Source organism: Microbacterium cucumeris (assembly GCF_058349845.2).
Genome location: NZ_JBYRIZ020000002.1, coordinates 202,670 through 229,548 on the forward strand (window position 1 = coordinate 202,670; position 26,879 = coordinate 229,548).

The window sequence follows — 26,879 nt, forward strand, 5'->3', positions numbered from 1 at the left end:
CATCGAACGACGAAGGCCGTCGGGGCGATCCCGGCGGCCTTCGTCGTGTGCGCGCGCTCAGGCGGGCGAGGACCAGGTGAAGCCGTCGGGATCCGTGACGTCGCCGAGCGAGCCGCCGATCACGAGGCGATGCGATCCGGAGCCGTCCGCGTCGACGCCGGCGGATTTCGCGAGGGCGGCGCGCTTGTACAGCCCGAGGCCGATCGACCCCGTGGGGGTGTCGAAGTCCACGTAACTGCCGAAGCTCTTCTTCACGGCGAAGCCGCGGTCGACGTAGAACTGCTTGCTGATCGAGACCTTCTCGACGCCCAGGAGCAGCACGAACTCCTGGAACGCGCGGCTCGGGGGCGCGGCGTCCTTCTTGGCGGAGGTCGCGATGTTCCACACCGATCCGTCCGGAGCCTGCACGGTGCCGCCGAACCCCCACAGCGACTTCGCCGCGGGCTTGAGGACCGTGGCTCCCGCGGCGATCGCATCGTCCAGCAGCAGCCGGGCGTCGGCGGGCTGGGCCGCGATGAGCGAAAGAGTGTATCCGCGGAACCCCGATGTCTCGGCATCCGTCGCGCGTAGCCGCAGCCGGTCGCGGATCCCGAAGGCCCGGGAGTAGAACGTCTCGGCCGCTGCCGGATCCGAGACTTCGAGGGTGATGCTGTCGATGGTGTTCATGCCGATGACGTTACGAGGGCGGTCGCGCCCGCGCTTCTCGATTCCTGACGGATCCGCGTGAACCGGCGCGCCGGGGCCGGCGTTCCGGCGCGGGTAGACTGGACTCCATGCCCGAACCGAAAGCCGCCTCGTTCCCGAAGATCCGCGGGGCGCTGAGGTTCTATCAGATCGCCTCGATCATCACGGGTGTCATGCTCCTGCTGCTGCTGGCGGAGATGATCCTCAAGTACAGCCCCACGCATGTCGAGCTCTTCGCGGGCGGCTCCGGCGGGTTCCTCTGGTTCGCGCCCGTCATCGTGGGCGAGGGCTGCCAGTGGTACTCGCTGTTCGTGCCCGGGGGGATGGGGTGCGAGCTCGACTCCACCGGCCAGACCGCCGGCGGGCTGAACCTCTCGCTGTTCATCCTCGTCGCGCACGGCTGGTTCTACGTCGTCTACCTCTTCGCGTGCTTCCGGGTGTGGAGCCTGATGCGCTGGCCGTTCCCGCGCTTCATCATGCTCGCGCTCGGCGGCATCGTCCCGCTGCTGTCCTTCTTCATGGAGGCCAGGGTCTCCCGTGAGGTGAAGACCTATCTCGCTTCCCGCGAAGCCGCGATCGCGGCCGACGCATCCGACACCACCACCCAGGAGGCCGCGCGATGAGCGCTGACACCGCCCAGCGTCCCGTGCTCGTCGTCGACTTCGGCGCCCAGTACGCGCAGCTGATCGCCCGCCGCGTCCGCGAGGCCGGCGTGTACAGCGAGATCGTCCCGCACACCGTCAGCGCGTCGGAGATCGCCGAGAAGAACCCGGTGGCGCTGATCCTCTCCGGCGGCCCGTCGTCGGTGTACGAGGCGGGCGCGCCGGATCTGGACGGCGGGATCTTCGACCTCGGCGTGCCCACACTCGGCATCTGCTACGGCTTCCAGGTCATGGCGCGCGCGCTCGGCGGCGAGGTCGCCAACACGGGCCTGCGCGAGTACGGCGCCACGGATGCCGCGCTCGCCGGAGACGGCGGCGTGCTGCTGGGCGGGCAGCCGGCTGCCCAGAACGTGTGGATGAGCCACGGCGATCAGGTCGCGCGCGCGCCGGAGGGCTTCGAGGTGCTGGCGTCGACGGACGCGACGCCGGTCGCCGCCTTCGGCAGCGACGAGAAGTGCTTCTACGGCGTGCAGTGGCACCCCGAGGTGAAGCACTCCGACCACGGCCAGGAGGTCATCGAGAACTTCCTGCACAAGGCGGCCGGACTCGCGGCGGACTGGAACAGCGGCAACGTCATCGAGGAGCAGGTCGCGCGCATCCGCGAGCAGGTCGGCTCGGCGCGGGTCATCTCGGCGCTCTCCGGCGGTGTGGACTCTGCTGTCTCGACCGCGCTGGTGCACCGGGCGATCGGCGATCAGCTGACCGCGGTGTTCGTCGACCACGGGCTGCTCCGCAAGGGGGAGCGCGAGCAGGTCGAGCAGGACTACGTCGCCTCGACCGGCGTGCGCCTGATCACAGTGGATGCCGCCGAGACGTTCCTCGGGCACCTGGCGGGCGTGACGGATCCGGAGCAGAAGCGCAAGATCATCGGCCGCGAGTTCATCCGCGCGTTCGAGAAGGTGCAGCGCGAGCTCGTCGACGAGGCGAAGGCGTCCGGTGAGCCGGTGCGCTTCCTGGTGCAGGGCACGCTGTACCCGGACGTCGTGGAATCCGGCGGAGGCACGGGCACGGCGAACATCAAGTCGCACCACAACGTCGGCGGACTTCCCGACGACCTGGACTTCGAGCTCATCGAGCCGCTGCGCACGCTGTTCAAGGACGAGGTGCGCGCGATCGGACGCGAGCTGGGGCTTCCGGAGGCGATCGTCGCGCGTCAGCCGTTTCCGGGCCCCGGCCTCGGCATCCGCATCGTGGGCGAGGTCACCGCTGACCGTCTCGAGGTTCTGCGCGAGGCCGACGCCATCGCCCGTGAGGAGCTGACGAAGGCGGGCCTGGACGGGGAGATCTGGCAGTGCCCGGTCGTGCTGCTGGCGGACGTGCGCTCGGTGGGCGTGCAGGGCGACGGTCGCACCTACGGGCATCCGATCGTGCTGCGGCCGGTCTCGAGCGAGGACGCCATGACGGCCGACTGGACGCGGCTGCCCTACGACGTGCTCTCCAAGATCTCGAACCGCATCACGAACGAGGTGCGCGAGGTCAACCGGGTCGTGCTCGACGTCACCTCGAAGCCCCCGGGGACCATCGAGTGGGAGTGATCTGAAGGAGCGGATGCTGCGGCATCCGCTCCTTCGCCGTTCGCCTGGGTTCTCCCCGGCCCGCGGTGCCGGATCCTAGAACCGGCGGCCGCCGGAACGTCCGGACGACCTGCTGCCGCCCGAGGACCGGCCCCCGCCGAAGGATCCGAACGACCGGCTGCCGGACGATCGGGACGAACCGCCCCAGGAGGAACGCGAGGACCCGCCCCACCCGGAGGAGCTGCCGCCGTCCCGGCCGAACGCGCCGGAGAGCGCGCCGAGGACGACCCCGCCGATCACGAACATCACGATCACGCCCGGCTCGTCGCCGGCGACCCCGATGCTGCTGACGAATCCGGCGACCCCGCCGACGACGCCTCCCCACACAGCCTTCCCGCCGCGCCCGTCATCGTCGGAGGCGTACGAGCGCCGCCGATCCGAGGCGCCGCTCACGCCGGAGGAGGGCGGATCGAACATCACGGCTTCCCGCTCAGCGGACGCAGACGAGCGCGCGTATCGGCGCCGTTCCGAGGCGACCGGTGCACTGATCAGACTCTGCACCTGTTCGGCCGCGGCGAGAGCGGAAGCGGCCAGTCTCTCGGCCTCCTCCGTCTCGGCGGCCGCCGTGGCCGCGGCCAGCTGACGTTGCGCGAAGTACAGACGACTCAGCTGGAACGAGCTCACCCCGCCCGCACGGGCCCGCACGGACAGTTCGGCGGCATGCACGGCGGCCTCGGCCTGCGCGAGAACCGAGGCGGTCGACGCCGTCGGTGCGGCGGCCTCGGCCGCCTCCGCTGCTCGTGCGGCCGCCACGCCGGCGCGCGCGGCGAGGGCTTCCGCCTCCGCGCCGACGGCGTCGCGCAGGTCCTTCGCCTCGGCCAGCAGCCGCTCGATCTCGTGCACCGCACGCGTGATCGCCTTCGCCCTGCGCGCGTCCACGGCCTTCTGCAGCGCCGCGAGCTGCTCGTCGGCGGCCTCCAGCCGGTCCGTGATCTCGGCGGGGTTGTCCGCCACGCCCGCCAGTTCCGCGGCGGAGAAGACCTCGGTGAGGGATGCGAGACGATCCGCGGCCTCACCGGGGAATGCCGCAGCCGCAGCGCGCTCGGATCGCAGCCGTGTCAGGGTCTCCGTCGCCGAATCGGTCAGAGCGCGCAGGGAGGCCAGTTCGCGCTTGCGTCCCTCGAGGTCCGCATCCACCTCACCGCACAGCCGGATGATGGTGTCGGTCCAGGAACGGGTCTCCGCGGGACTGTCCTCATCGGCGTCCTGGAGCTTCTCGAGGAGTTCGAACGCCTCCTGCAGGCGCGAGCGGCAGGCGGACAGCACCGTGGCGAACTCGGTCGTGGTCTCCTCTCCGAACTCGGCCGTGACGAAGCCGAGCTCCTGTTCGCTGGTGCGCACCGCCTCGTCCGTCCGGACCAGTTGCCGGGCGGCGCGCTTCTTCTGCCCTTCCAGCGTCCGCAGCTCCGCGGCCAGTGCGGCCCGGCGCCGCAGGAACAGCACGAGGCGCGTGACGAGGAAGATGATCAGCGCCAGGATGGCGAGGCCGAGCAGCCAGACCCACCACGGCCACGGGACCTCGTCGAACTCGTCGGCGACGAAGGCGATCCCGCCCGCCCAATCGTCGTCGGCGAGGTGCTCCGCCCCGAGCTCGTCCTCGATGCCGAGCACGCGCGACTCGGAGAGCGGTCCGGCGGCGACGCCGTCGCCTCCGTATTCGGCTGAGATGGCGAGGCTGCGTCCTTCCGTGGCGATCGCCAGCAGGTACTGATCCGAGCCGAGGTTGTTCCGCCTCGCCGTGGCATCCGCCCAGGCGAGCGCGTTGCTCGGATCCTCGAAGTCGGGCACCAGCACCACGAACAGCTCCGGCCGACCGTCCGCGGATGCGAGCTCCGCGAGACGCTCCTCGAGCCGGGCCTCCTCCGTCTCGGCGAGCACATCGGACACGTCGGTGATGTGCCCCGGGTCGAGATCGAGCGGAGTCGCGGCCCGCGCCGCGACTCCGGGGCCGAGGATCAGGCCGAGGAGCAGCGCCATCGTTCCCGCCGCGGCCAGGGGTCGTCTCGATCTCATCGTTCCTCCGCCCTCGAAGATCGTCCTGGGTAAGCATGGCATGCCGTCAGGGCGCTTCCCACGCGCCGGCGCGCCAGACCCGGGGCATACGCGCAGAAGGATTTCGGAGAAATTCCGGATGCCGTGTCGATCCGGCGTCTTCCGGTTCGACGTCTTCAGTGAGAGGGTCGAGACACGACCCGGACGAGGAGAAGAGAAATGAAGTACATGCTCATCATGCGCGCAGACGACTCGGGCGTCGAGGCGTACAACGAGATCCCCTTCGAGCAGGTCATCGAGGCGATGGGGAAGTACAACGAGTCCATGATGAAGGCGGGCGTCCTGCTCGCCGGAGAAGGTCTGACGGATGCCGCTGAGGGATTCGTCGTCGACTACTCCGCCGAGGCCCCGCTGGTCACGGACGGTCCCTACGGCGAGACCAAGGAGCTCTTCAACGGCTTCTGGATCATCGAGGTGTCCTCCCGGGAAGAGGCGGTCGAATGGGCCAAGCGCGCCCCGCTCGGTCCCGGTGCCTTCCTCGAGGTGCGCCGCGTGACGGAGATGGAGGACTTCCCGGCCGACAACGAGTGGATCCAGAAGGAAGAGGGCTGGCGCGAGGAGCAGGCGCAGCGCGCCCAGAAGTGACATGCCGGAGATCGAACGCGCGCAGGGGACGCGCTCCGCGGATGACGTGGAGCGCGCCCTCGCCGCCGTGTGGCGGATCGAGTCAGCGAAGATCACCGCGACGCTGACCCGCATGGTCGGCGACTTCGCCCTGGCCGAGGACCTCGCGCAGGAGGCGCTCGTCGAGGCGCTGAGGCAGTGGCCCGCCGAGGGCGTTCCCCGCAATCCGGCGGCCTGGCTCACCGCCGTCGCGAAGCGCCGGGCGATCGACACCTGGCGCCGGCAGGAGCGATACGACGATCGGCTCTCGGCGATCGCGCACGATCTGGAGCGCGAGCAGGCGGATGCCGCGACCGCCGATCCCTGGGATCCCGATGAGATCGACGACGACGTGCTCCGACTCATCTTCATCTCCTGCCACCCGGTGCTCTCGCGCGAAGCGCGGGTGGCGCTCACCCTGCGGGTCGTCGGAGGCCTGTCGACCGAGGAGATCGCGCGCGCGTTCATGATCCCGGTCGCCACCGTGCAGCAGCGCATCGTGCGTGCGAAGAAGACGCTGTCGGCGGCGAACGTGCCGTTCGAGGTGCCGCCGCGCGACCAGCAGGCCGCGCGCCTGGGGGCGGTCCTCGGCGTGCTGTACCTCATCTTCAACGAGGGCCACGCCGCCACCAGCGGAACCGACTGGATGCGTCCGGAGCTGAGCATGGAGGCCATCCGCCTGGCCCGCGTCCTGGTGGCGCTGCTGCCGAAGGAGCGCGACGCGCTGAGCATCCTCGCCCTCATGGAACTCACCGCCGCCCGGTTCCCGGCGCGCGTGGACGCGAAGGGCGATCCGATCCTCCTCGCCGACCAGGACCGGCGTCGTTGGGATCGGGGCCGGATCGCGGCCGGGCGCGCGGCACTCGCGCGGGCCGACGCGCTCGGCGCGCGAACCGCGTACGGCCTGCAGGCCGCGATCGCGGAGTGCCATGCGACCGCGGCCTCCGTCGAGGACACCGACTGGGACCGGATCGTCGTCCTCTACGAGGCGCTCGGGCGCATCGCGCCGTCGCCGGTCGTCGAGCTCAACCGGGCTGCGGCGATCGCGATGGCGACCGGGCCGGCGTCGGCGCTGCGCGAGATCGACCGGCTCGCGGCATCCGGTGCGCTGAAGGGATATCACCTGCTGCCGGCGACGCGCGGCGAACTTCTGCTGCGACTTGGCAGGGACGACGAGGCTCGGTCCGAGTTCGCCGTCGCCGCCCGGCTCGCCGGCAACGAGCGGGAACGCGCGATCCTGGCGGCGAAGGCCGCCGGGAACTGACCGCCGACATGCCGAGAGGGCAGAAACGCACGGTGTCCCGCGTGGGGACGGTGCGCTTCTGCCCTCTCGGGGTCGGTCAGTCGTCGACCTTCTGACCCCGTCCGACGATCAGGCCGTAGATCAGCAGGACGAGGATCGCGCCGCCGATCGCGAGCAGCCAGGTGCCGAGGTCCCAGAACTCCGTGAGGGGACGGTTCAGCAGCAGGCTCCCGAGCCAACCGCCCAGGATGGCGCCGACGACGCCGAGGAGAAGGGTCACGAACCAGCCCCCGCCCTGGCGTCCGGGCAGGATAAGCTTGGCGATCGCTCCGGCGATCAGTCCGAGGAGAAGGAATCCGAGGAAGCTCATGAGGGGCCTCTTTTCTGTAGTCGGTCGTCCCAGACTGGCGGTCCGTCGACGGGACGACAAGGCCTTGACAACGTGAAACGACCCGCCTCCGAGGAGACGGGCCGTTCACGTGAATGAGGGTCGGAGTCAGTCGCTGCCGCGCACGATCGCGATGATGCGCAGGATCTCGACGTACAGCCAGACGACCGTGACCATGATGCCGAAGCCGCCGAGCCAGCCGTACTGACGGGGAGCGCCGTTGCGCACGCCCTGCTGGATCTGGTCGAAGTCCAGCACCAGCGAGTACGCCGCCATGAAGACGACCAGGACGCCGATGATGAGACCGAGCGGGATGCCCATGATGGGCTGGCTGTACAGGCCGAACGCCTGGTCCTGCGGCAGGACGCCGGTCCACATCAGGATGAGGTTCAGCACCGAGAAGACCAGGTAGCCGACCATCGCGATCATGACGATCTTGGTCATCTTCTTCGACGCGCGGATCTTGCCGCTGGCGAAGAGCGCCAGCGTGACGCCGACGACGGAGAGCGTCGCGAGCGTCGCCTGCATGACGATGCCAGGCCAGATGATCTCGAAGAACGCCGAGATCGCACCGACGAAGAGTCCCTCGAACGCGGCGTACGCGAAGATCAGCGCCGGGCGGACCTTCTTGCGCGACGTGAACGTGACGACCATGGCGAGCGCGAAGCCGCCCAGGGCGCCGACCATCCACGGCAGGAGGTTGGCCTGGCCGGTGTTGTAGAAGCTCGTGGCGGTCCAGATCCAGCCGACCGCGGCCGTGACGAGGAGGATCGCGAACAGGCCGACCGTCTTCCAGATCGTGTCCTCGACCGTCATCCGGTCGGTCTCGACGGCACCGGCGGCGGGGGCCGCGTACATGCCCTCGAGCTGCGCGTTGGTCGCGGCGTCGATGCTCGCGTGCTGGAACGAGGCGGCCTGCGCACCCTGGCCCGCCTGCGCAGCCTGCGGTCCACCCGGGTAGGTCGCGACGTTGCGCGGATCCTGCTGCTGGAACGCCGGGTTGTTGAATGCGAAATTGCTCATAAGGCCTCACTCCAAGGGGGTCTTGATATCGCTTGCGTCCAGACTACCCGCCCGGGTGATATCCGTGCGCTGTTCTACGCTGAGAGCATGCCCAGGAAAGCGCCCCTCGTCATCGGCCATCGCGGCGCACCGGGGTACCGCCCGGAGCACAGCCGGTCGGCGTACGAGCTCGCTCTGGCGATGGGGGTGGACGCCGTCGAGCCCGATGTCGTCGCGACCAGGGACGGCGTTCTCGTGGTCCGGCACGAGAACGAGATCTCCGGCACCACGGACGTCGCCGACCGTCCGGAGTTCGCCTCCCGCCGCACGACGAAGACCGTGGACGGGCAGGTGCTCACCGGCTGGTTCACCGAGGACTTCACGTGGGACGAGCTGGCGACGCTGCGCGTCCGCGAGCGGCTGCCGGAGCTGCGCACCTCGAGCGCGACCTTCGATGACACGCAGCCGATGCTGCGGCTCGTCGACGTGCTCGACATCGTCCGCGCGGGATCCGTCGAGCACGGCCGCGAGATCGGCGTCGTCCTCGAGATCAAGCACGCGACCTACTTCCAGGGCATCGGCCTCGACCTGGCGCCCCTGATCGCGCGCGACCTGCGCGCGGCCGGCTGGGCGGACGGCGAGCTGCCGCTGATCATCGAGTCCTTCGAGTCCACCGTGCTCGCGCACCTGCGGGCGGCCGGCATCGCAGCATCCTACGTCTACCTCATCGAGGCGAAGGGGCGCCCGTTCGACCTCGTCCAGGCACAGGGTCGCGCCGCCCTGAGCTACAAGGCCACCGTCCTGCCCGCCGGGCTCGACGCCCTCGCGGGGACCGTCGACGGCGTCAGCGTCAACAAGCGGATGCTGCTGGCCCGCGGGAACTCGATCGTCTCGGACGCTCATGCCCGCGGTCTCACCGTCTTCACGTGGACGTGCCGCCCCGAGAACGCGTTCCTCGCACCCGAGTATCGCGGCGACGGCGGCCGCTCGGACCATGGCGACTACGAGGCCGAATGGGATGCGATCGCGCGCACCGGGGTCGACGGCGTCTTCGTCGACCACCCCGATCTCGGCGTGGCGTTCTTCCGCGGCTGACCGCCGCACCTACAGGGTGCGGTCGAACGCCCCCGACCCGGTCTTCACGATCTCCTTGCCGAGCGGCATGAGCGACACCGGCACGAGCTTGAAGTCCGCGATCCCCATCGGGATGCCGATGATCGTGATGCACAGCGCGATCCCGGACACGATGTGGCCGATGGCCAGCCACCAGCCGGCGAGGATCACCCAGATGACGTTGCCGAGGAAGGAGCCGACGCCCGCGGTGGGCTTGCTGACGACCTCGCGCCCGAAGGGCCAGATCGCGTAACCGGCGATGCGGAAGGAGGCGATGGCCCACGGGATGGTCACGATCGGGATGCACAGCAGGATGCCGGCCAGCACGTAGCCCAGGAACAGGGCCCAGCCGGCGAGGATCAGCCAGATGATGTTCAGGATCGTGCGCATGCTCCGATCATGCCAGCGCGTGCTGAGCATCCGCCGCGCGCTGTGCGTCGCCTGCGAGTTCCCCGGCCGCGGAGCGAACGGATGCCATGATGACCGGATGACCGGAATCATCGCCGAAGGCGTCAGCAGATCGTTCGGCGAGGTCCACGCCGTCCAGCACGCGAGCTTCCATGCTCAGGCGGGGCGCGTGACAGGACTGGTCGGACCGAACGGAGCCGGCAAGACCACTCTGCTGCTCATGCTCGCCTCCCTGCTCGCCCCCGACGCCGGCAGCATCCGCATCGGCGATGTCGACCCGTTGGTCGATCCCCTCGCGGCTCGGCGGATGCTGGGCTGGATGCCGGACGCGCTCGGCGCGTGGCCGTCGCTGACCGCGAGAGAGACGGTCGCCACGACCGCCCGGCTGTACGACCTGTCGAAGCCGGATGCCGCCGCACGCGCGGCGGAGCTGCTCGCATTGGTCGGGCTGCAGGAGCTCGCCGACGCGCCGGCCAAGGTGCTCTCGCGCGGGCAGAAGCAGAAGCTCGGGCTCGCACGCGCCCTCGTGCACGACCCCCAGGTGCTGCTGCTCGACGAGCCCGCCTCGGGTCTGGATCCCGAGGCGCGCGTACAGTTGCGCCTGCTTCTGCGACGGCTTGCGGGTGAGGGGCGCACGATCCTGATCTCGAGCCACATCCTGTCGGAGCTCGAAGAGGTCGTCGACGACGCCGTGTTCCTCGTGGCCGGATCCGTGGTCGAGGCGGCACCGGCCCCGTCGACCGCGCGCGCGTGGCGGATCCGGTTGGCAGGGGCCGCGCCGGAGCGCTTCGCCGCCGACGCCTGGCAGGTCGCATCGACTCTCGGCCTGCCCGTCGAGTCGCTCGGAACGGACCGAGGGGCGATCCTGGTCGCGTTCTACGGCGAGGACACCGCGGCGGACGCGCTCCGGAGGCTGGTCGAGGCGCAGCTGGCCGTCTCGGAGTTCGCGCCGGCGCAGAGCGAGCTCGAACACGCCTTCCTCAGCATCCGCAGCGCAGCGCCTCGGGCCGTGCCGCCGACGGACGGCTCGCGCCCGCCGGTGCCGCCGCCCGCATCCGCAGCGCCGCCTCCGGTCTCCTCATCGCCGGCGACGCAGCCCTCGACCGGGACGGAGACCGAGGCATGAACGCCGCGCACATCGGCACCATCGCCCGCCTCGAGCTGACGCAGCGGCTGCGCAGCGTCGGCTGGTACATCCTGCTCGGCGTGTACGCGCTGCTGCTCATCGGCATCACCGCCCTGGCTTTCCTGGTCTACTCGTGGGGCGATGCGACCGGCGCCGGGGTCTACTCGATCGTCGTGAACGTCGTGCTGCTGCTCGTCGTGCTCGTGTCGCCGACGTTGAGCGGCAACGCCATCAACGGCGACCGCGACGCGGCGACCCTCGCCGCCATCCAGGTGACGGCCGCTTCGACGGGCGACATCATGCTCGGCAAGCTCCTCGCGGCCGTCGCGACCGGCGGGGCGTTCCTGCTCGTGGCCGTGCCCTTCCTGGCGATCTCCCTGGTGGGCGGCGGCGCGAACGCGCTCGTGCTGCTCGTCTCCTTGGTCGTGCTCGCCGTCGAGATCGTCATCGTCGCGGCGATCGGGGTCGGCCTCAGCGGCCTCATCGCGCGTCCGCTCTTCTCCGTCGCGGCGACCTACCTCGTCGTCGCGGCGCTCACGATCGGGACGCTCATCGTGTTCGGTCTCGGCGGCATGGCGCTGCGCAGCGAGGCCACGAGCTACAGCCGTCCGTACGACGCGCAGGGCGAGGTCATCTGCGACGAATGGGACACCTACACGTATGAGGTGCCGCGGTTCGACCGGGTGTGGTGGGTGCTGTCGGCCAACCCGTTCGTCGTGCTCGCGGACGCCACGCCCACCGAGTTCGACGACAACGGCTACCCGGTGGACCTCTTCGGGCAGATCAAGTACGGCGTCCGCATGGCGCAGCAGCCGCCGATCGAACAGCGCTGGGACGAGTGCGACCGCGGCTACGAGGCCTACCCGACGCCGCAGGAATCGATGGACGGCACCGTTCCGAGCTGGTTCGTCGGTCTCGGCGCCCAGATCCTCGTCGCCGGCGGGCTGTTCGCCGGCGCGTGGGCGCGGACGAGGACTCCCGCGCGCCGGCTGCCCCCGGGAACGCGCATCGCCTGAGGCCGTCAGGCCGAAACGGCCACGTGCTGTTCACCGGCGGTACACCGGTGCGTCGTCGTGCGGCCATGCGGCATCGCTGATCTGAGGGGGCACCCGTTCCTCTCTGACCCAGGAGTCCCATGTCCCGCCTGCTCCGCGGGGCGGCGCTCACGGCGGTCGGCGCGCTCAGCGCCGCCACCCTGCTCGCCGCACCTGCTGCCGCCATCGGCGCCGATTCCGGCATCCGTCCTGCAGAGGTCGTCGCGTCGCCGACGATCGTCCTCAACGAGATCGTCTACGACGACGCCTCGACCGGGCTCGCCGACCAGGTCGAGCTGTACAACGCGGGCGCCGAGGCGGTCTCGCTCGACGGCTGGCGCATCGCCGACGACAAGCGCGACTCGTACGGCCAGGCGCCGGCGGGCACCGTCCTGGAGCCCGGCGGGTTCCTCGTCCTCGAGAAGGACGTGGACTTCGACTTCGGGCTCGGCAAGGGCGACGAGGTCGTGCTGTTCGACCCGACGGATGCCGAGGTCGACGCCTACGCGTACGAGAACACCGCTCCGCTCGCGGTCTGGGCGCGCTGCCCCGACGGCACGGGGGAGTGGGCGCACGCCACCGCGGCGACGCCGGGAGCGGCGAACGACTGCACGGTCGCGCCGGTGCCCGGTGCGATCCTGATCAACGAGGTCGACTCGCAGCCGGCCGACTGGGTCGAGTTCCACAACCCGGGCACCGAGGCGCTGGACATCTCGGGATACGAGATCCGCGACAACTCGGACGATCACCGCTGGAGGTTCCCCGCCGGCACGCAGCTCGAGGCTGGAGCCTTCCTCGTCGTCGAGGAGGGGACGATGGGCATCGTCGACGGCGTCGAGACGGCGTTCCGTGACCCGATCGGCATCGGCAGCGCCGACCGCATCCGCCTGTTCGACACGAGTGGAGCGCTCGTCGACGACACCGAGCCGTGGGACGGTCACGCCGCGATCGACGGCGACTTCGCCGCGGCCACGCTGGCGCGGTGCCCCGATGGCCGCGGGGCCTTCGTGCTCGCGCACCCCACGCCGGGGACCGCCAACTCGTGCGTGACGCCGGATGTCGCGATCAACGAGATCGAGTCGAACGGCGACACCACCGACTGGGTCGAGGTCGTGAACCTCGAGAGCACGGCCGTCGACATCTCGGGCTGGAGCGTCATGGACTCCGACCCGGTCGGTCACGCGGCAGAGACCACGCCCTTGCCGGCCGGCACGGTCCTCGAGCCCGGCGCCTACTTCGTCTTCGATCAGCCCGCGGACTTCGTGTTCGGTCTGGGAGGCGGCGACACGGTGACGATCCGGGACGCCGCCGGCAGCACCGTGGCTGAGCACGTGTACGCGGATCACGCCGACGGCGTCTGGGCGCGCTGCGCGGACGGCACCGGCGAGTTCACGGACCTCGCGACCTCGACCAAGGGCTTGCGCAACGCCTGCGGGAACCCGGTCCGGATCAACGAGGTCGAGTCCGACGGCGGCTCTCCGGACGACTGGATCGAGCTCGCCAACCCCACGGCATCCGACCTGGACGTCTCGGGCGTCGTCGTGAAGGACGACGACGACGCGCACGCGTACGAGATCCCCGCCGGCACGATCATCCCCGCCGCCGGCCACCACGTCATCGAGCGGGAGGAGCTCGGCTTCGGCCTCGGTGATGGCGACGTCGTGCGGGTGTTCGACGGCGACCTCCTGGTCGACGAGACGAGTTGGGGCGACGGGCACGCCGCGACGACGTGGGGACGCTGCCCCGACATCACCGGCGCGTTCGCCGCGACGGCCGAGGCGACCAAGGGTGCGGCGAACGTCTGCGCGGGCGAGATCGCGGTGTCGCCGTGGCCCGGTTCGGCCGAGGTCCGGGTGCTCGACGCGGTTCCGGCCTTCCTCGAGGACAGTTCCGGTCTCGACATCCAGGAGACCGAGGACGGCGCATTCCTGTGGGCGGTCGACAACGGCGAGGGCCGCATCTGGAAGCTTGAGGCGAAGGCGGACGGATCGGTCGCGAAGGCCGACGGCTGGGACGAGGGCAAGCGCGTCCGGTTCCAGAAGGACGCGGCCGATGCCGGTGCCGCGGGTCCGGACACCGAGGGCATCACGGTCGACGGTGACGGAGCGGTGTATGTCGCCAGCGAACGCGACAACGCGGCCAAGGGCGTCAATCAGAACGTCGTGCTGAAGGTGGACCCGGATGCCTCGGCATCCGATCTGGTGGCCGAGCAGGAGTGGGACCTCACCGCCCTGCTCCCGGCGGTCGGCGCGAACCTGGGCATCGAGGCCGTCGAATGGGTCTCGGATGAGGTGCTCGAGGGCACTCTTTTCGACGACACCACCGGCGCCGCCTACGACCCCGCGGCGCATCCGGGTCACGGAGACGGACTGTTCTTCACCGCGGTCGAGGACAACGGCCACGTGTACGCGTTCGCGCTCGGCGCGGACGGATCCGCGACGCTCGTGTCGGAGATCGCTCCGGGACTCGCCGGCGTCATGGCGCTGGACTACGACAGCGTACGGGGCGTGCTGTGGGCGGTGTGCGACGACGGCTGTCAGGGTCGCTCGGCGCAGATCGCGCTGAACGGCACCGCACAGCCCGGCATCGCGCACTTCGCGCGTCCGGCCGGGATGCCCGACATCAACAACGAGGGCTTCGCGACGGCACCCGCCTCGCTGACGGTCGACGGCCAGCGGCCGGTGTGGTGGTTCGCCGACGGCTTCGCGTCCGAGGCGCTGCGCGTGGGGACCCTGCCCGGCGATGACGGAGAGAACCCGGGCGGCGAGAACCCGGGCAGCGAGAACCCGGGCGGTTCGACGCCCTCGCCGTCGGGAACGGACCTCGTCGAGGGCAACCGCAACGGCGTGACCGTGAATCCGTCCACGGCCGCCGCAGGTGATGAGGTGACCGTGACCGCAGGGGCGGAGCAGGCGGGCGCCGAGATCGCGGTCTGGATGTTCTCCGACCCGGTGCGCCTCGCGACCGGCACGCTCGATGCGGAGGGCGAGATCACCGTCACGATCCCGGCCGATGCGGCCCCGGGCGCGCACCGGATCGCCGTGTACGACGCCGACGGACAGCTCATCGGCTGGGCCGACATCACGATCACCGAAGCGGGCGGCCTCGCGGCGACCGGTGCCACGCTGCCCGTCGCCGCCCTGGTGCTGGCCGTGCTGCTGCTGGCGGCGGGCGCGATAGCGATCCGGCGCCGGGCCGCGGCGGTCTGACACGGCTGGGGGCGCGGGAGACGGAATCCGTCTCCCGCGCCCCTCGTCGTGACGGCCGCGGATCAGTCGCGCGGATCGCGGCGAACGCGTCGTCCGCTCACCTCGGACACGGCCAGGCGCAGGGCGACGTCGCGGTCCGCTCCCGCCCATGGGGACACCTGGACCCTGGCCGCGCTCTCCTCGGCGGGCGTCGCGAGGGCGAGGGTCGCCTGCAGCAGGACGCTCCAGCCGGATCCGGCGAGGTCCGTGTGATGGTCGACCTCGAACGCCACGGCAGCCCCCTCGTCCGCCAGCGAGCGCAGGATCCCGTCCGGTGCCGTGTGGAGGATCAGGTCCCGCCCCGACAGGGCGTAGTTGACCGGAATGATCTCCACCCGCGCGTCGCGGACGAATCCGATGCGCCCCACGGTCGTCGACCCGAGCAGGTCGTAGCACTGCTTCTCGTCCAGGGTGCCGATCATCCTCTGCCCTCCCGTGCGTCGTCCCCGATCGTACTCCCGTGTCGGATGCGCGGCCTAGACTCGAAAGGACATGACCGACGCACCTCTCATCGTCCCCGGAACGGCAGGCCCCGGAGCGCAGGACGACCTCCTCGCCGGCCTCAATCCGCAGCAGCTCGAAGCCGTCACCTATCGAGGCCCCGCGCTGCTCATCGTCGCGGGCGCCGGCTCCGGCAAGACCAGCGTGCTGACCCGGCGGATCGCGTCACTGCTGCGCGGACGCGAGGCGTGGCCGAGCCAGATCCTCGCGATCACGTTCACGAACAAGGCGGCCGGCGAGATGCGCGAGCGCGTCGGAGCCCTCGTCGGCGAGGCGTCGCGGGGCATGTGGATCTCGACGTTCCACTCCGCGTGCGTGCGGATCCTGCGGCGCGAGGCCGAGCAGTTCGGCTTCACCAAGACGTTCACGATCTACGACTCGGGCGATTCGCGCGCGCTCATCAAGCGGCTCGTCAAGGAGCACGAGGCCGACGCGTATGGCCTGACCCCGGCATCCGTGCAGTCCCGCATCTCCAAGCTCAAGAACGAGCTGTCGGATGCGGATGCATACGCCCGCCAGGCGAACATGTCCGATCCGGCCGAGCGCCTCTTCGTCGAGATCTTCGGCGACTACCAGCGCCAGCTGCACAAGGCCAACGCCTTCGACTTCGACGACCTGATCGCGCAGACCGTTTTCCTGTTCCGCGCGTTCCCCCAGGTGGCCGACACCTACCGCCGCCGGTTCCGCCACATCCTCGTCGACGAGTACCAGGACACGAACCATGCGCAGTACGCGCTGATCCACGAGCTCACCCGGCCCGTCTCCGCCAGCGCGCCCGACCCGTATGCCTCGAACGGCATGATGATCTTCGAACCCGAGACGGCCCCCGAGGTCGAGGCCTCCTCGCTCACCGTGGTGGGCGACTCCGATCAGTCGATCTATGCGTTCCGCGGCGCGGACATCCGCAACATCAGCGAGTTCGAACGCGACTTCCCGGGTGCGAAGGTGGTTCTGCTCGAGCAGAACTACCGGTCGACGCAGAACATCCTTTCGGCCGCCAACGCCGTGATCGGCAACAACTTCGACCGCAAGGACAAGAAGCTGTGGACCGACCGGGGCGAGGGCGAGAAGATCGTCGGGTTCACCGGCTACTCGCAGCACGATGAGGCGCAGTTCGTCGCGGACGAGGTCGAGGCGCTGCGCCGCGCCGGCGTGCCCTACTCCGAGATGGCGGTGTTCTATCGCACGAACTCGCAGTCGCGTGCGCTGGAGGAGATCTTCATCCGCGCGGCCGTGCCGTACAAGATCATGGGCGGCACGAAGTTCTACGAGCGTGCCGAGATCAAGGACGCCCTGGCGTACCTGATCGCGGTGGCGAACCCGGCAGACGAGATGTCGTTGCGCCGCATCCTGAACCGGCCGCGCCGGGGGATCGGCGACGTCACGGCGGCGTCGATCGCGCGGTTCGCGGAGGAGCACGGCATCACCTTCCGCGAGGCGCTGTCCCGCCCCGCCGAGCTCGGTGTCGGCCCGAAGCTGCAGGCGGCGATCGGCCAGCTGGATGCCGTGCTCACCGAGGCGTCCGAGATCCTGCTTCCCTCCTCGGGGGAGGTGCCGCCGGCCACCTCCGTCGCCGACGGGCTCACTCTGCTGCTCGCCAAGAGCGGCTACCTCGACGCCCTGCGCGCCAGCCGCGACCCGCAGGACGAGGCCAGAGTCGAGAACCTCGACGAGTTCGTGGCCGTCACGCGCGACTTCGCCCGGAACAACCCGGAGGGGACGATCGTCGACTTCCTGACCGAGGTGGCGCTCGTCTCGGACGCGGACGATCTGGACGACGAGTCCGGCACGGTCTCGATGATGACGATGCACACCGCCAAGGGGCTGGAGTACGACGCCGTGTTCGTCACCGGCGTCGAGGAGGACCTCATCCCGCACCGGATCTCGGCGGGGGAGCCGGGCGGACCGCAGGAGGAGCGCCGGCTGTTCTACGTCGGCATCACCCGTGCGCGCAAGAGGCTGCATCTCTCCCTCGCGATGACGCGCGCCCAGTTCGGCGAGGTGTCGGTCGCCATGCCGAGCCGCTTCCTGCAGGAGATCCCCGCGGACCTCATCGACTGGCGCCAGTCGCCCGGTGATGTGAACTCGCGCGGCGGCACCCAGTCCCGTGCGCTCAACGCGCGGCGTCCCGGCGGCGGAGGCGACCGCTTCGCCGTGAAGCCGCTGGGCGGCGCGCTCAAGCCGCTGTCGACGTCGATGGACCGCTTCCCGAACAAGGTGACAGCGAAGGTTCGCGACAACGGCGATCTGGAACTCGCCCCCGGAGATCGCATCCGGCACGACGACTTCGGCGAGGGCCGGGTGGACGCCGTCACCGGTGAGGGCGCGAAGCGGATCGCGCACGTCAGGTTCGACGCCGCGGGGCAGAAGAAGCTCCTCATCAAGATCGCCCCGATCGAGAAGCTGTAGTCCGGATGCCTGCGCGGACCCGGCGACGGGTGCGCGGCGATTAGGCTGACTGGCATGGCCTTGTTCTCCCGCCGCAAGAAGTCCGCCGACGACGCCGTCCCGGTCACCGAACCGGCATCGGTCGACGACGACGCCACCGCTGCGGCGGCGGACGCCGTCGACGAGACGCCCGAAGCCGCAGCCGATGTCGCGCCCGAGGCCGAGGCCGCAGCGCCGAGCGTCGGAATCTCCGTGCAGGCGTTCCGCGGGGTGGGGGCAGACGCCGGTCCCGAGGTCGCGCTCCCGACCGAGCAGGAGTCGGCGCGCCCAGCCGTCGCGCCGAAGCCGCCGTCCTCGGCGCCGACCACGCCGGCGGCCCCCGTCAAGCGCACTCTGCCGCTGGCTGCCGCGCTGCCCCCGGAGCAGACCGAGACCGTCCCGGGGATGAAGGACAACGTGCTGCTGCGCGAGGCGCTCGCGGAGCTGGCGGAAGGGGCGACGAACGAGCAGCTGCTCGGCGTGCTCCGCCAGGCTCTGCAGGGTCACCTGTACCTGCGCGTGAGCGGTGATGCGCGCGAGCAGATCAGCGAGGGGAAGCCATTGTCGATCGCCGTCGTGCGCGACGAGGACCGCTCCTTCCTGCTCGCGTTCAGCAACGCCGCGTCGGTCAGGGACTCGGTGCAGCGCGAGACCGATCCCACCGCGACTTCCGCGGTGGCGCAGCCGGTGACCTCGGTGATCCAGCAGGTGATCTCCGGCGGCTTCACCGGGATGATCCTGGACAACGCCTCCGGCGCGCACCGCGCGGTGTTCCCCACCGAGGTGCTGCAGAAGGCACTGGACCAGGCGGACGAGAACCTCACGATCAAGACGCTTCTCGCCGGACCCCGCGAGGCGGACACGGCTGCCAGGGTCGGTGAGGCGCTGGCCGCGACGAAGGCGTGGGTGGCCGTCAACGACGGCAGCGGCAGCGGCCAGGTCGGCATCGCCGAAGCGCAGACGCCGGACGGCAAGCGCTTCCTGCAGCTGTTCTCGCACCCGCTCGAGGTCGTGGCGCTCGGGCGGGGAGACCGCCCGATGCCGTTCGCCCCGGAGCAGCTGGCGAAGGTGCTCTCCACGCATCCCGAGATGGCCGGGGTCCTGGTGGACGCCGCGGGCCCATCGATCATCGTCGAGCGCGATGCGCTCGCTCCGGTGCTCGTGCTGGCCGTCGACCTGGGGGACTGAGCCCCGGGGCGTCGGAGCCGGCATTTCGGCGCGATGCGCCGTCGCCCCTGGCCCCGGCCGACGGTTCGGCATAGGGTCGACGCATGGCCTCCGAACGCGTCACGCTGACCGTGTCCGACCCTGAGGGGGAGCGCGAGATCGCGCTGTCCAGTCCGAACCGGGTGGTGTGGCCCGAACTCGGCATCACGAAGGCCGAGCTGGCCGAGTACGTCCAGCTCGTCGCGACGCCGTTCCTCACCGCGAACGGCCATCGCCCGGTGTCCCTGGAACGTTTCCGGGACGGCATCGGCGGAGAGAGCTTCTTCTCCAAGAACCCGCCCAAGGGCACCCCGGACTTCGTGGACGCCGTGACCGTCACGTACAACAGCGGTCGCCGGCATCCGCAGATCGTCTTCAACCGGCCGAGCGCGATCGTCTGGGCCGTGCAGATGAACACGATCGTCTTCCACCCGTGGGCCTCACTTGCCGACGAGCCCGACAACCCGGTCGAGCTGCGCATCGACCTCGACCCTCAGCCCGGCACGGACTTCGCGGATGCCGTGGTCGCCGCGCACGGACTGCGCGAGGTCCTGCGCGAGGGCGGACTCGAGCCGTTCATCAAGACGAGCGGCAACCGGGGCCTGCACGTGTTCTGCCCGATCGTCCCCGAGCACGAGTTCCTCGACGTGCGGCACGCCGTGATCGCCGCCGGGCGCGAGCTGGAGCGGCGCATGCCGGACCGGGTGACGATGAGCTGGTGGAAGGAGGAGCGGGGCGAGCGCATCTTCGTCGACTTCAACCAGGCCAATCGCGACCGCACGATGGCCGGCGCCTACAGTCCGCGCGCCCTCCCGGCTGCGACGGTGTCGACGCCCCTGGACTGGGACGAGCTCGACGACGTGGACCCGATGCGCTTCACGGTCCGCAGCATCCCGGAGCGGCTCGCCGAGATGGGCGATCCGTGGGCCGAACTGCAGGCCGCACCCGGCCGGATCGACACGCTCCTGGGATGGTGGGAGCGCGACCTCGAGAACGGACTCGGTGAGCTCTCCTTCCCGCCGGAGTTCCCCAAGATGCCCGGCGAGCCGCCGCGCGTGCAGCCGAGCAAGAAGGTCGCGGAGAACTGGGACGAGGACGGCGAGCGGGTCGACGGCTGAAGCCTTCTCCCCTCAGGTCAGCACGTCGTCCAGGTCGTAGCCGGCGACGGTCTCGAGCTGCGCGTAGGTGCAGGAGCGGGCGTCCCGGTCGGGCCGCCAGCGCTCGAACTGCACGGTGTGCCGGAAGCGCGCGCCCTCCATCTGGTCGTAGCGCACCTCGAGCACGCGTTGGGGGCGGAGCCGCACGAACGAGGTGTCCTTGGCTCCGCTGAAGCGGCTGCGCTCGCCTTCACCGGTCACGGCCTCGCCGTCGGCATCCCGCTCGACGAACGGAGCGAGCTCCTCGACGAGCTCCTGGCGGCGGACGTCGCTCCAGGCGGCCACACCGCCGACCTGTCGCAGCGTCCCGTCGGCGTCGTACAGCCCCACGAGGAGCGACCCGACGCCCGAGCCGGACTTGTGGATGCGGTAGCCGAGAGCGACCACGTCCGCGGTGCGCGCGTGCTTGACCTTGATGAGCGTGCGCTTGCCAGGCGCGTACGGCTGGCCGAGAGGCTTCGCGACGATGCCGTCCAGGCCCGCACCCTCGAACTCGGCGAGCCAGCGCTCGGCGACGGCCTGTTCGCGTGTCGTCCGGGTGAGGTGGAACGGATGGGGGACGTCGTGGAGCAGCTGTTCCAGGCGGTCGCGGCGTTCGAAGAACGGACGCTCCTGCAGCAGGTCGTCTCCGTCGGCGAGCAGGTCGAACGCGACGAACATCGCGGGCGTCTCCTCCGACAGCCGGGTGATGCGCGACGCGGCGGGGTGGATGCGCTGGCTGAGCGCCTCCCAGTCCAGGCGCTGCGCGCCGGGTTCGCCCGTGGCGACGACGATCTCACCGTCGAGGAGGCACGGTCGGGGGAGAGCGGATGCCGCGGCATCCGCCAGCTCCGGGAAATAGCGCGTCAGCGGCTTGGCGCCACGGGAACCGATCTCCAGCGTCTCGCCGTCCCACGCCAGGAGCCCGCGGAACCCGTCCCACTTCGGCTCGTAGAGCAGCCCTCCCGGCGTCTTGGCGGGGTCGGGGACGGCGGGGGCGGCCTTCGCCAGCATCGGCGCGGGGATGTCGTACATGCAGCCATCCTGCCCGGTACGGCTGCCCGCCGGAAGGTCCGCCGCGGATGGTGCGCGTGTCGAACTCCTGCAGAACCCGCGCGGCGGGTGCCTGCGGCGGCGCGGGAGAGCGATCGTCCCGGAGTTCGGAACGGCGGTGGCTCAGAACAGGTCGGCCAGGGATGCCGGGGCTCCGGCATCCTTCAGCGCGGTGCGTGCCGCGTGCCAGCCGGACAGCCCGTTCACGCCGGGACCGGGGGGAGTGGAGGCCGAGGCGAGATACACGCCGGACATCGGTGTCCGCCAGGGGGCGGTCGACAGCGTCGGGCGTCGGATCGCCTGTCGGATCGTGAAGGCGCCGCCGAGGATGTCGCCGCCGATCTCGGCCGGATTGATGGCCTCCCGCGCGGAGGCCGGGACGGCGTGGTGGGCGAGGATGCGGTCCCGGAAGCCGGGGGCGAACCGCTCGATCTGGCGCGTCACGAGTTCCGTGGCGTCGAGGTCCGAGCCCTGCGGCACGTGGATGTAGGCCCAGAGCACGGCCTTGCCCGCGGGGGCGCGGGAGTCGTCCAGCACGGACGGCTGCGACGTGAGCACGTACGGCCGTTCGCTCACGCGTCCGTGTGCGACGGCGTTCTCGCTCGCCCACACCTCGTCGCGCGTGCCGCCGACGTGCACGGTCGGCGCCAGGGCGACGTCGGGATTGGTCCACGGCACGGGCCCGTCCAGTGCGAAGTCGACCTTCGCCGCCGCCGGTCCGTACCGGTATCCCTCGACCGCTCTGGCGTAGCGCGAAGGGACGTCGGGGTGCGACAGCAGCAGCCGCGGGGAGGTGTCCAGCAGCAGCACGTCCCCGCGGGCAGGATCGCCCCAGTCGAGCGCGCCTAGATCCGTGACGTGCACGCCGGTCTCGATCTCGCCGCCGTGGGCGCGGAGATCGTCGGCCAGGGCATCGGCGATGCGCTGCGCGCCCCCGCGCGGATACATCCACCCCCCGGCGTGGGCCTGTGCGGCCAGCAGGAGACCCGCAGCCGCTCCGGCGAGCGAGGGCAGCGGGGTGTTGGCATGCGCGAGCACGCCGCTGAGCAGGGCGGCCGCCTCCTCGGTGCGGAATGTGCGCTTCGCGAGCGGGGTGCCCTGGTCGAGCATCCGCAGCGCGAACCGCACTGCGGTCACGGGATCGCGCGGGATGCGCAGCATCTGGTTGCCGGTGAAGTCGACCACGCCGCCGATGTGTGCGCTGAGCGGGCGCAGGCGGCTGAGCCATGCGCGTTCGTCGACGCCGAGGCCCGCGGCCGTACGCTCGACGTCGCGCCAGGCGACGCCGGCGCGGCCGTCGTCGAGCGGGTGCGCGTACGAGATCGCCGGGCGGATCCAGTCGATCCGGTCGGCCAGTCCGAACGCCTGGAAGAACGGCGAGGCGAGAGCGGCGGGATGCACGGCGGAGCAGATGTCGTGGACGAAGCCCGGGAGCGTCGACGCCTCGCTGCGCACGCCGCCGCCGATCGTCGCCGCCGCTTCGAGGACGCGCACCCGGTAGCCGGCCCGTGCCATCGAGACGGCCGCCGCGAGTCCGTTCGGACCGCTCCCGATGATCGTCGCGTGCGCCATGCCGCCAGTCTTGCACGCGCAGAAGCGGTCTGCAGGACGTCGGCGCGCGTGCGATCCTGGTAGTGATGAACGAAGTACAGGGGCCGACCCCCGCAGGCACCTCCCGTCCGTACCGCAACCTCGCCGAGGCGCTGCGCGCTCACCGCATCGATCCGGTGAACCACGCGTTCATCACGCAGATCATGGATGCCGTCGGCATCACCTCCTACATCGACCGCGGCCGCTACATCGAGGCCATCCGCCGGGGAGAGGGCGCCGCGCTGCACATCGGTCGGACGTACACCAACGGCTTCACCGAGGACGAGGTGGTCGTCGTCGGCTCGGCGCCGCTGCGGCTGGTGCCGAGCGAGGGGCGCGCACCGTACTTCTACGCGGTCCATCCCAGCGAGTTCGCGCCGGCGACCCCGGCGAGGGCGTCGCGGTCGCGCACGTCCACGCCTCGGGCGGCTGCCGCACCGCGCCCCGATCGGGCCGCCAAGCCGAAGCCCGTCGAGCGCGACTACGGCGTGTGCGAGGTGTGCTTCATGACGCGCACTCCCGCAGGTACCTGCGGCTGCAGCTGACCCTCGCGGCAGGCGTCACGCGAACGCCGAATGACCGGTGATGTCGCGACCCAGCAGCAGCGCCTGCACGCTCTCGGTGCCCTCGTAGGTGTGGATGGCCTCGATGTCGGCCATGTGCTGGATCACGCCGTTCTCGAGCAGGATGCCGTTTCCGCCGAGCAGGTCCCGGGCCGTCGCGGCGATGCGGCGGGCGGCCCGCGTGTTGTGGAACTTCGCCAGCGACGCCTGGGTCGGGCGCAGCTCGCCGGCGTTCTCGAGATCGGCGAGTCGGCGGCAGTACAGCTGCATGGCGGTGAGGTCCTCGAGCATGTGCGTGAGCCGCTCCTGCACCATCTGGAACTTCGCCAACGGCTTGCCGAACTGCACGCGCTGCAGCGCGTAGGACAGCGCCGCCTCGTAGCAGGCCGTCGCGTGCCCGAGCGCCGACCAGGCGACACCGGATCGCGTGGCGTACAGCACGGTGGAGGCGTCCTTGAAGCTGCGGGTCCCCGGCAGGACGGCATCGGCGGGGACGCGCACGTCGTCGAGGACGATGTGCGCCTGATGGATGCCGCGCAGCGAACCCTTCCCCGGGATGACGGTCCCCGTGTACCCGGGGGCGGACTGCTCGATGAGGAAGCAGCGCACCGCGCCGTGCTCCGCGGCATCCGGATCCTCCACCCGCGCCCACACGAACGTGATCCCTCCGGAGGCGCCGTTGCCGATCCACTTCTTGGCGCCGCGGATGACCCAGCCGTCGCCGTCGCGGCGCGCGACGGTCTCGAGCGACACCGAGTCGGACCCGTGGTCGGGTTCGGTGAGCGCGAACGATCCCAGCACCGAGCCGTCAGCGAGCGCCGTCAGCCACCTCTCCTGCTGATCGTCGCTGCCGAACAGTGCGAGGGTGCGCAGCGCGAGTCCGCCCTGCACTGCGAGCACGGTGCCGAGCGATCCGTCGCCGCGGGAGATCTCCATGTTGACCAGTCCGGCCGCGAGCGGCGAGAGGCGCGTGAGCAGCGGATGGTCGATGCCGTCGACGACGAGGTCCATCTCGCCCATGCGGCGGGCGACGTCCAAGGGGTACTCGCCGCGGTCCCAGGCCTCGGCCATGCGGGGACCGACCTCGTCGATGTACGCCCTGGCGCGATCCCACGCGGCGCGGTCGGCGTCCGGGATGTCCGCGAACACGGCGTAGTAGTCGCTGTCGCGGCGGGTCGTCGTGTCGTAGCGGGAGACGCGCTCGCCGGGGAGGAGGGTGGCTTCATCGCTCATGCGCGCCACTCTACTCCGATGCGGCACTCAGTTTCACGTCGGGAGGCACCGAGTGCCACGGAGGTCATCAGCCCAGTTCGGCACCCAGACGGCGGGTGATCTCGGCGACCGGCATCGACCGCGGGAACACGGCGACGACCACGTCGTCAGCTGCGGACGCCGCGGCGTCCTCCTGCACGCCGTAACGCCGACGGACGTCGGCGAGGGCCGTCTGCAGGGTCGTCAGCGGCACCTTCTTCGTGCCGCGCAGCAGGCGGCGCAGCACATGGTTGTGCACCGCGGTGACCAGAGCGGCGAACCCGACCGCGTCGAGCGGATCGATGCCGGGAAGGGCGCCGCGCAGGTACTCGTCGAACAGGCGCTCGTAACGGAACACCGTGATGATCTCGCGCTCGCGCAGCACGGGGACCTGCCGGACGATCTGGTAGCGCTGTCTGGCCATCTCGGGATCGTGCGCGAAATGCGCGTAGACGTGCTCGGATGCCTCGCACACCGCCGTCCAGGGGTCGTCGTGCCCCTCGGCGAGGAAGGAGCGCAGTTCTTCCAGCAGCACCTCGTGGTCGGCGAAGACGACGTCCTCCTTCCCGCCGAACTGACGGAAGAAGGTCGAACGGCTGACCCCGGCGGCCCGGGCGATCTGCTCCACGGAGGTCTGGTCGTACCCCTGCGCCTGGAACAGTTCGAGCGCTGCGGCGACGACGGCGGAGCGCGGTTCTGCGGATTCGTGCATAGCGAGAAGCCTAGACCGGCGCGAAAGCACGATGACAGACGGTAGTAGGCTGGGGGATCGGGTCGATTCAACAATCGGCAACCGACAATCTTGTCGCGTCCCACCCGCCGCAACCAGCGAAGGACTGCACGTGGATCTCTACGAGTACCAGGCACGAGACCTTTTCGAGAAGTACGGAGTGCCGGTCCTCGCCGGCATCGTCGCGGACACTCCTGAGGAGGTGAGAGCGGCAGCCGAGAAGATCGGCGGCGTGGTCGTCGTCAAGGCGCAGGTGAAGACCGGTGGCCGCGGCAAGGCCGGCGGCGTGAAGGTCGCGAAGACGCCGGACGAGGCGTACGAGGCCGCCAAGGCGATCCTGGGTCTGGACATCAAGGGCCACGTGGTCAAGCGCGTCATGGTCGCGCAGGGCGCCGCGATCGCCGAGGAGTTCTACTTCTCCGTGCTGCTCGACCGCGCCAACCGCTCGTACCTGTCGCTGTGCTCCGTCGAGGGCGGCATGGAGATCGAGCAGCTCGCCGTCGAGAAGCCCGAAGCGCTGGCTCGCGTCGAGGTCGACCCGCTGACCGGCATCGACAAGGACAAGGCGGTCGAGATCGCCCGTGCGGCGAAGTTCCCGGAGGATCTCGTCGAGAAGGTCGCCGACGTCTTCGTGAAGCTCTTCGAGGTCTACAAGGGCGAGGACGCCACGCTCGTCGAGGTGAACCCGCTGGTGCGCACCGAGGACGGGTCGATCATCGCCCTGGACGGCAAGGTCTCGCTCGACGACAACGCCAGCGAGGTGCGCCACCCGGAGCACGAGGAGCTGGAGGACAAGGCCGCCGCCGACCCGCTGGAGGCGAAGGCCAAGGCCGAGGGCCTCAACTACGTCAAGCTCGACGGCGAGGTCGGCATCATCGGCAACGGCGCGGGTCTGGTCATGTCCACGCTGGACGTCGTCGCGTACGCCGGCGAGAACCACGGCGGCGTGAAGCCGGCCAACTTCCTCGACATCGGCGGCGGCGCGAACGCGCAGGTCATGGCCGCGGGGCTCGACGTCATCCTCGGCGACGCGCAGGTCAAGAGCGTGTTCGTCAACGTCTTCGGCGGCATCACCTCGTGCGTCGCGGTCGCGGAGGGCATCGTCAAGGCGCTCGAGATCCTCGGCGACCACGCGACGAAGCCGCTCGTCGTCCGCCTCGACGGCAACCAGGTCGAGGAGGGCCGCGCGATCCTCGCGGACGCGAACCACCCGCTCGTCACGCTCGCCGCGGGCATGGACGAGGGCGCCGACAAGGCCGCTGAGCTGGCGAACGCCTGAGACTGA

General features: G+C 70.5%; 23 protein-coding genes. 13 read left to right on the plus strand and 10 right to left on the minus strand.

Annotation, left to right across the window (positions count from 1 at the left end):
- Positions 1 to 57 precede the first annotated feature (57 nt).
- On the minus strand, positions 58 to 666 hold the full coding sequence (locus AC3RXZ_RS07580; protein ID WP_491493623.1) for a glyoxalase: 609 nt from the start codon (positions 664 to 666) through the stop codon (positions 58 to 60).
- 107 nt (positions 667 to 773) lie between these two features.
- Between AC3RXZ_RS07580 and AC3RXZ_RS07585 the strand changes: the two genes are divergently transcribed.
- Entirely contained in the window at positions 774 to 1,307 is a 534-nt protein-coding gene (locus AC3RXZ_RS07585; protein ID WP_491493624.1) for a DUF3817 domain-containing protein, read from the plus strand.
- A complete protein-coding gene (guaA, locus tag AC3RXZ_RS07590; RefSeq protein WP_491493625.1) occupies positions 1,304 to 2,881 on the plus strand; it encodes a glutamine-hydrolyzing GMP synthase in 1,578 nt (525 codons plus the stop codon). The genes AC3RXZ_RS07585 and guaA overlap by 4 nt, the downstream gene beginning before the upstream one ends.
- Before the next feature lie 75 nt (positions 2,882 to 2,956).
- Here guaA and AC3RXZ_RS07595 read toward each other — a convergent pair whose 3' ends face one another.
- Entirely contained in the window at positions 2,957 to 4,933 is a 1,977-nt protein-coding gene (locus AC3RXZ_RS07595) for a TPM domain-containing protein (RefSeq protein ID WP_491493626.1), read from the minus strand.
- A 198-nt stretch (positions 4,934 to 5,131) separates the two neighbouring features.
- Between AC3RXZ_RS07595 and AC3RXZ_RS07600 the strand changes: the two genes are divergently transcribed.
- Both AC3RXZ_RS07600 and AC3RXZ_RS07605 read left to right on the plus strand, forming a co-directional pair.
- On the plus strand, positions 5,132 to 5,557 hold the full coding sequence (locus AC3RXZ_RS07600; protein WP_243230591.1) for a YciI family protein: 426 nt from the start codon (positions 5,132 to 5,134) through the stop codon (positions 5,555 to 5,557).
- 1 nt (position 5,558) lies between these two features.
- Positions 5,559 to 6,839 carry an RNA polymerase sigma factor gene (locus AC3RXZ_RS07605; RefSeq protein WP_491493627.1) on the plus strand — a complete coding sequence of 427 codons (1,281 nt, stop codon included), beginning with the start codon at positions 5,559 to 5,561 and terminating at the stop codon, positions 6,837 to 6,839.
- Positions 6,840 to 6,915: 76 nt separating this feature from the next.
- On the opposite strand, the gene AC3RXZ_RS07610 is transcribed toward AC3RXZ_RS07605, so the two are convergent.
- Together AC3RXZ_RS07610 and AC3RXZ_RS07615 are read right to left on the minus strand one after the other, a co-directional pair.
- The gene (locus AC3RXZ_RS07610) at positions 6,916 to 7,188 is read right to left on the minus strand and encodes a GlsB/YeaQ/YmgE family stress response membrane protein (protein ID WP_243230594.1); all 273 of its coding nucleotides are present in this window, start codon (positions 7,186 to 7,188) and stop codon (positions 6,916 to 6,918) included.
- 126 nt (positions 7,189 to 7,314) lie between these two features.
- Entirely contained in the window at positions 7,315 to 8,229 is a 915-nt protein-coding gene (locus tag AC3RXZ_RS07615; RefSeq protein ID WP_491493628.1) for a Bax inhibitor-1/YccA family protein, read from the minus strand.
- Positions 8,230 to 8,316: 87 nt separating this feature from the next.
- On the opposite strand from AC3RXZ_RS07615, the gene AC3RXZ_RS07620 reads away from it, so the two are divergent.
- A complete protein-coding gene (locus tag AC3RXZ_RS07620; RefSeq protein ID WP_491493629.1) occupies positions 8,317 to 9,303 on the plus strand; it encodes a glycerophosphodiester phosphodiesterase family protein in 987 nt (328 codons plus the stop codon).
- A 9-nt stretch (positions 9,304 to 9,312) separates the two neighbouring features.
- On the opposite strand, the gene AC3RXZ_RS07625 is transcribed toward AC3RXZ_RS07620, so the two are convergent.
- A complete protein-coding gene (locus AC3RXZ_RS07625; protein ID WP_243230600.1) occupies positions 9,313 to 9,711 on the minus strand; it encodes a YccF domain-containing protein in 399 nt (132 codons plus the stop codon).
- 97 nt (positions 9,712 to 9,808) lie between these two features.
- On the opposite strand from AC3RXZ_RS07625, the gene AC3RXZ_RS07630 reads away from it, so the two are divergent.
- From AC3RXZ_RS07630 to AC3RXZ_RS07640, 3 genes are all read left to right on the plus strand, one after another.
- Positions 9,809 to 10,855 (plus strand): ABC transporter ATP-binding protein, encoded by a 1,047-nt coding sequence (locus AC3RXZ_RS07630; protein ID WP_491493812.1) that lies wholly within the window; start codon positions 9,809 to 9,811, stop codon positions 10,853 to 10,855.
- Positions 10,852 to 11,871 (plus strand): ABC transporter permease, encoded by a 1,020-nt coding sequence (locus tag AC3RXZ_RS07635; RefSeq protein WP_491493630.1) that lies wholly within the window; start codon positions 10,852 to 10,854, stop codon positions 11,869 to 11,871. The genes AC3RXZ_RS07630 and AC3RXZ_RS07635 overlap by 4 nt, the downstream gene beginning before the upstream one ends.
- Positions 11,872 to 11,990: 119 nt before the next feature.
- The gene (locus tag AC3RXZ_RS07640) at positions 11,991 to 15,098 is read left to right on the plus strand and encodes a lamin tail domain-containing protein (RefSeq protein WP_491493631.1); all 3,108 of its coding nucleotides are present in this window, start codon (positions 11,991 to 11,993) and stop codon (positions 15,096 to 15,098) included.
- Between the two features lie 62 nt (positions 15,099 to 15,160).
- Here the strand turns inward: AC3RXZ_RS07640 and AC3RXZ_RS07645 are convergent, their stop codons facing one another.
- A complete protein-coding gene (locus tag AC3RXZ_RS07645) occupies positions 15,161 to 15,559 on the minus strand; it encodes a pyridoxamine 5'-phosphate oxidase family protein (protein WP_491493632.1) in 399 nt (132 codons plus the stop codon).
- A gap of 70 nt (positions 15,560 to 15,629) precedes the next feature.
- Here AC3RXZ_RS07645 and AC3RXZ_RS07650 point away from each other — a divergent pair, with 70 nt between their 5' ends.
- The 3 genes from AC3RXZ_RS07650 to ligD all read left to right on the plus strand — a co-directional run bounded on the left by AC3RXZ_RS07650 (position 15,630) and on the right by ligD (position 20,389).
- Positions 15,630 to 18,047, plus strand: a complete 2,418-nt coding sequence (locus AC3RXZ_RS07650) for an ATP-dependent helicase (protein WP_491493633.1) — start codon at positions 15,630 to 15,632, stop codon at positions 18,045 to 18,047.
- Between the two features lie 54 nt (positions 18,048 to 18,101).
- A complete protein-coding gene (locus AC3RXZ_RS07655) occupies positions 18,102 to 19,253 on the plus strand; it encodes an SseB family protein (protein WP_491493634.1) in 1,152 nt (383 codons plus the stop codon).
- Between the two features lie 83 nt (positions 19,254 to 19,336).
- A complete protein-coding gene (gene ligD, locus AC3RXZ_RS07660) occupies positions 19,337 to 20,389 on the plus strand; it encodes a non-homologous end-joining DNA ligase (protein WP_491493635.1) in 1,053 nt (350 codons plus the stop codon).
- Positions 20,390 to 20,401: 12 nt separating this feature from the next.
- Here the strand turns inward: ligD and AC3RXZ_RS07665 are convergent, their stop codons facing one another.
- Together AC3RXZ_RS07665 and AC3RXZ_RS07670 are read right to left on the minus strand one after the other, a co-directional pair.
- Entirely contained in the window at positions 20,402 to 21,442 is a 1,041-nt protein-coding gene (locus AC3RXZ_RS07665) for an ATP-dependent DNA ligase (protein ID WP_491493636.1), read from the minus strand.
- Positions 21,443 to 21,583: 141 nt separating this feature from the next.
- Complete coding sequence (locus AC3RXZ_RS07670) at positions 21,584 to 23,032, minus strand: phytoene desaturase family protein (protein ID WP_491493637.1); 1,449 nt, start codon at positions 23,030 to 23,032, stop codon at positions 21,584 to 21,586.
- A gap of 65 nt (positions 23,033 to 23,097) precedes the next feature.
- On the opposite strand from AC3RXZ_RS07670, the gene AC3RXZ_RS07675 reads away from it, so the two are divergent.
- Positions 23,098 to 23,595, plus strand: coding sequence for a hypothetical protein (locus AC3RXZ_RS07675; RefSeq protein ID WP_491493638.1), 498 nt, complete (start codon positions 23,098 to 23,100; stop codon positions 23,593 to 23,595).
- Between the two features lie 15 nt (positions 23,596 to 23,610).
- Here the strand turns inward: AC3RXZ_RS07675 and AC3RXZ_RS07680 are convergent, their stop codons facing one another.
- Together AC3RXZ_RS07680 and AC3RXZ_RS07685 are read right to left on the minus strand one after the other, a co-directional pair.
- The gene (locus AC3RXZ_RS07680; protein WP_243230627.1) at positions 23,611 to 24,846 is read right to left on the minus strand and encodes an acyl-CoA dehydrogenase family protein; all 1,236 of its coding nucleotides are present in this window, start codon (positions 24,844 to 24,846) and stop codon (positions 23,611 to 23,613) included.
- A 67-nt stretch (positions 24,847 to 24,913) separates the two neighbouring features.
- Positions 24,914 to 25,576, minus strand: coding sequence for a TetR/AcrR family transcriptional regulator (locus AC3RXZ_RS07685; RefSeq protein WP_243230629.1), 663 nt, complete (start codon positions 25,574 to 25,576; stop codon positions 24,914 to 24,916).
- A 130-nt stretch (positions 25,577 to 25,706) separates the two neighbouring features.
- Between AC3RXZ_RS07685 and sucC the strand changes: the two genes are divergently transcribed.
- Positions 25,707 to 26,873, plus strand: coding sequence for an ADP-forming succinate--CoA ligase subunit beta (gene sucC / locus AC3RXZ_RS07690; protein ID WP_491493639.1), 1,167 nt, complete (start codon positions 25,707 to 25,709; stop codon positions 26,871 to 26,873).
- Positions 26,874 to 26,879 lie beyond the last annotated feature (6 nt).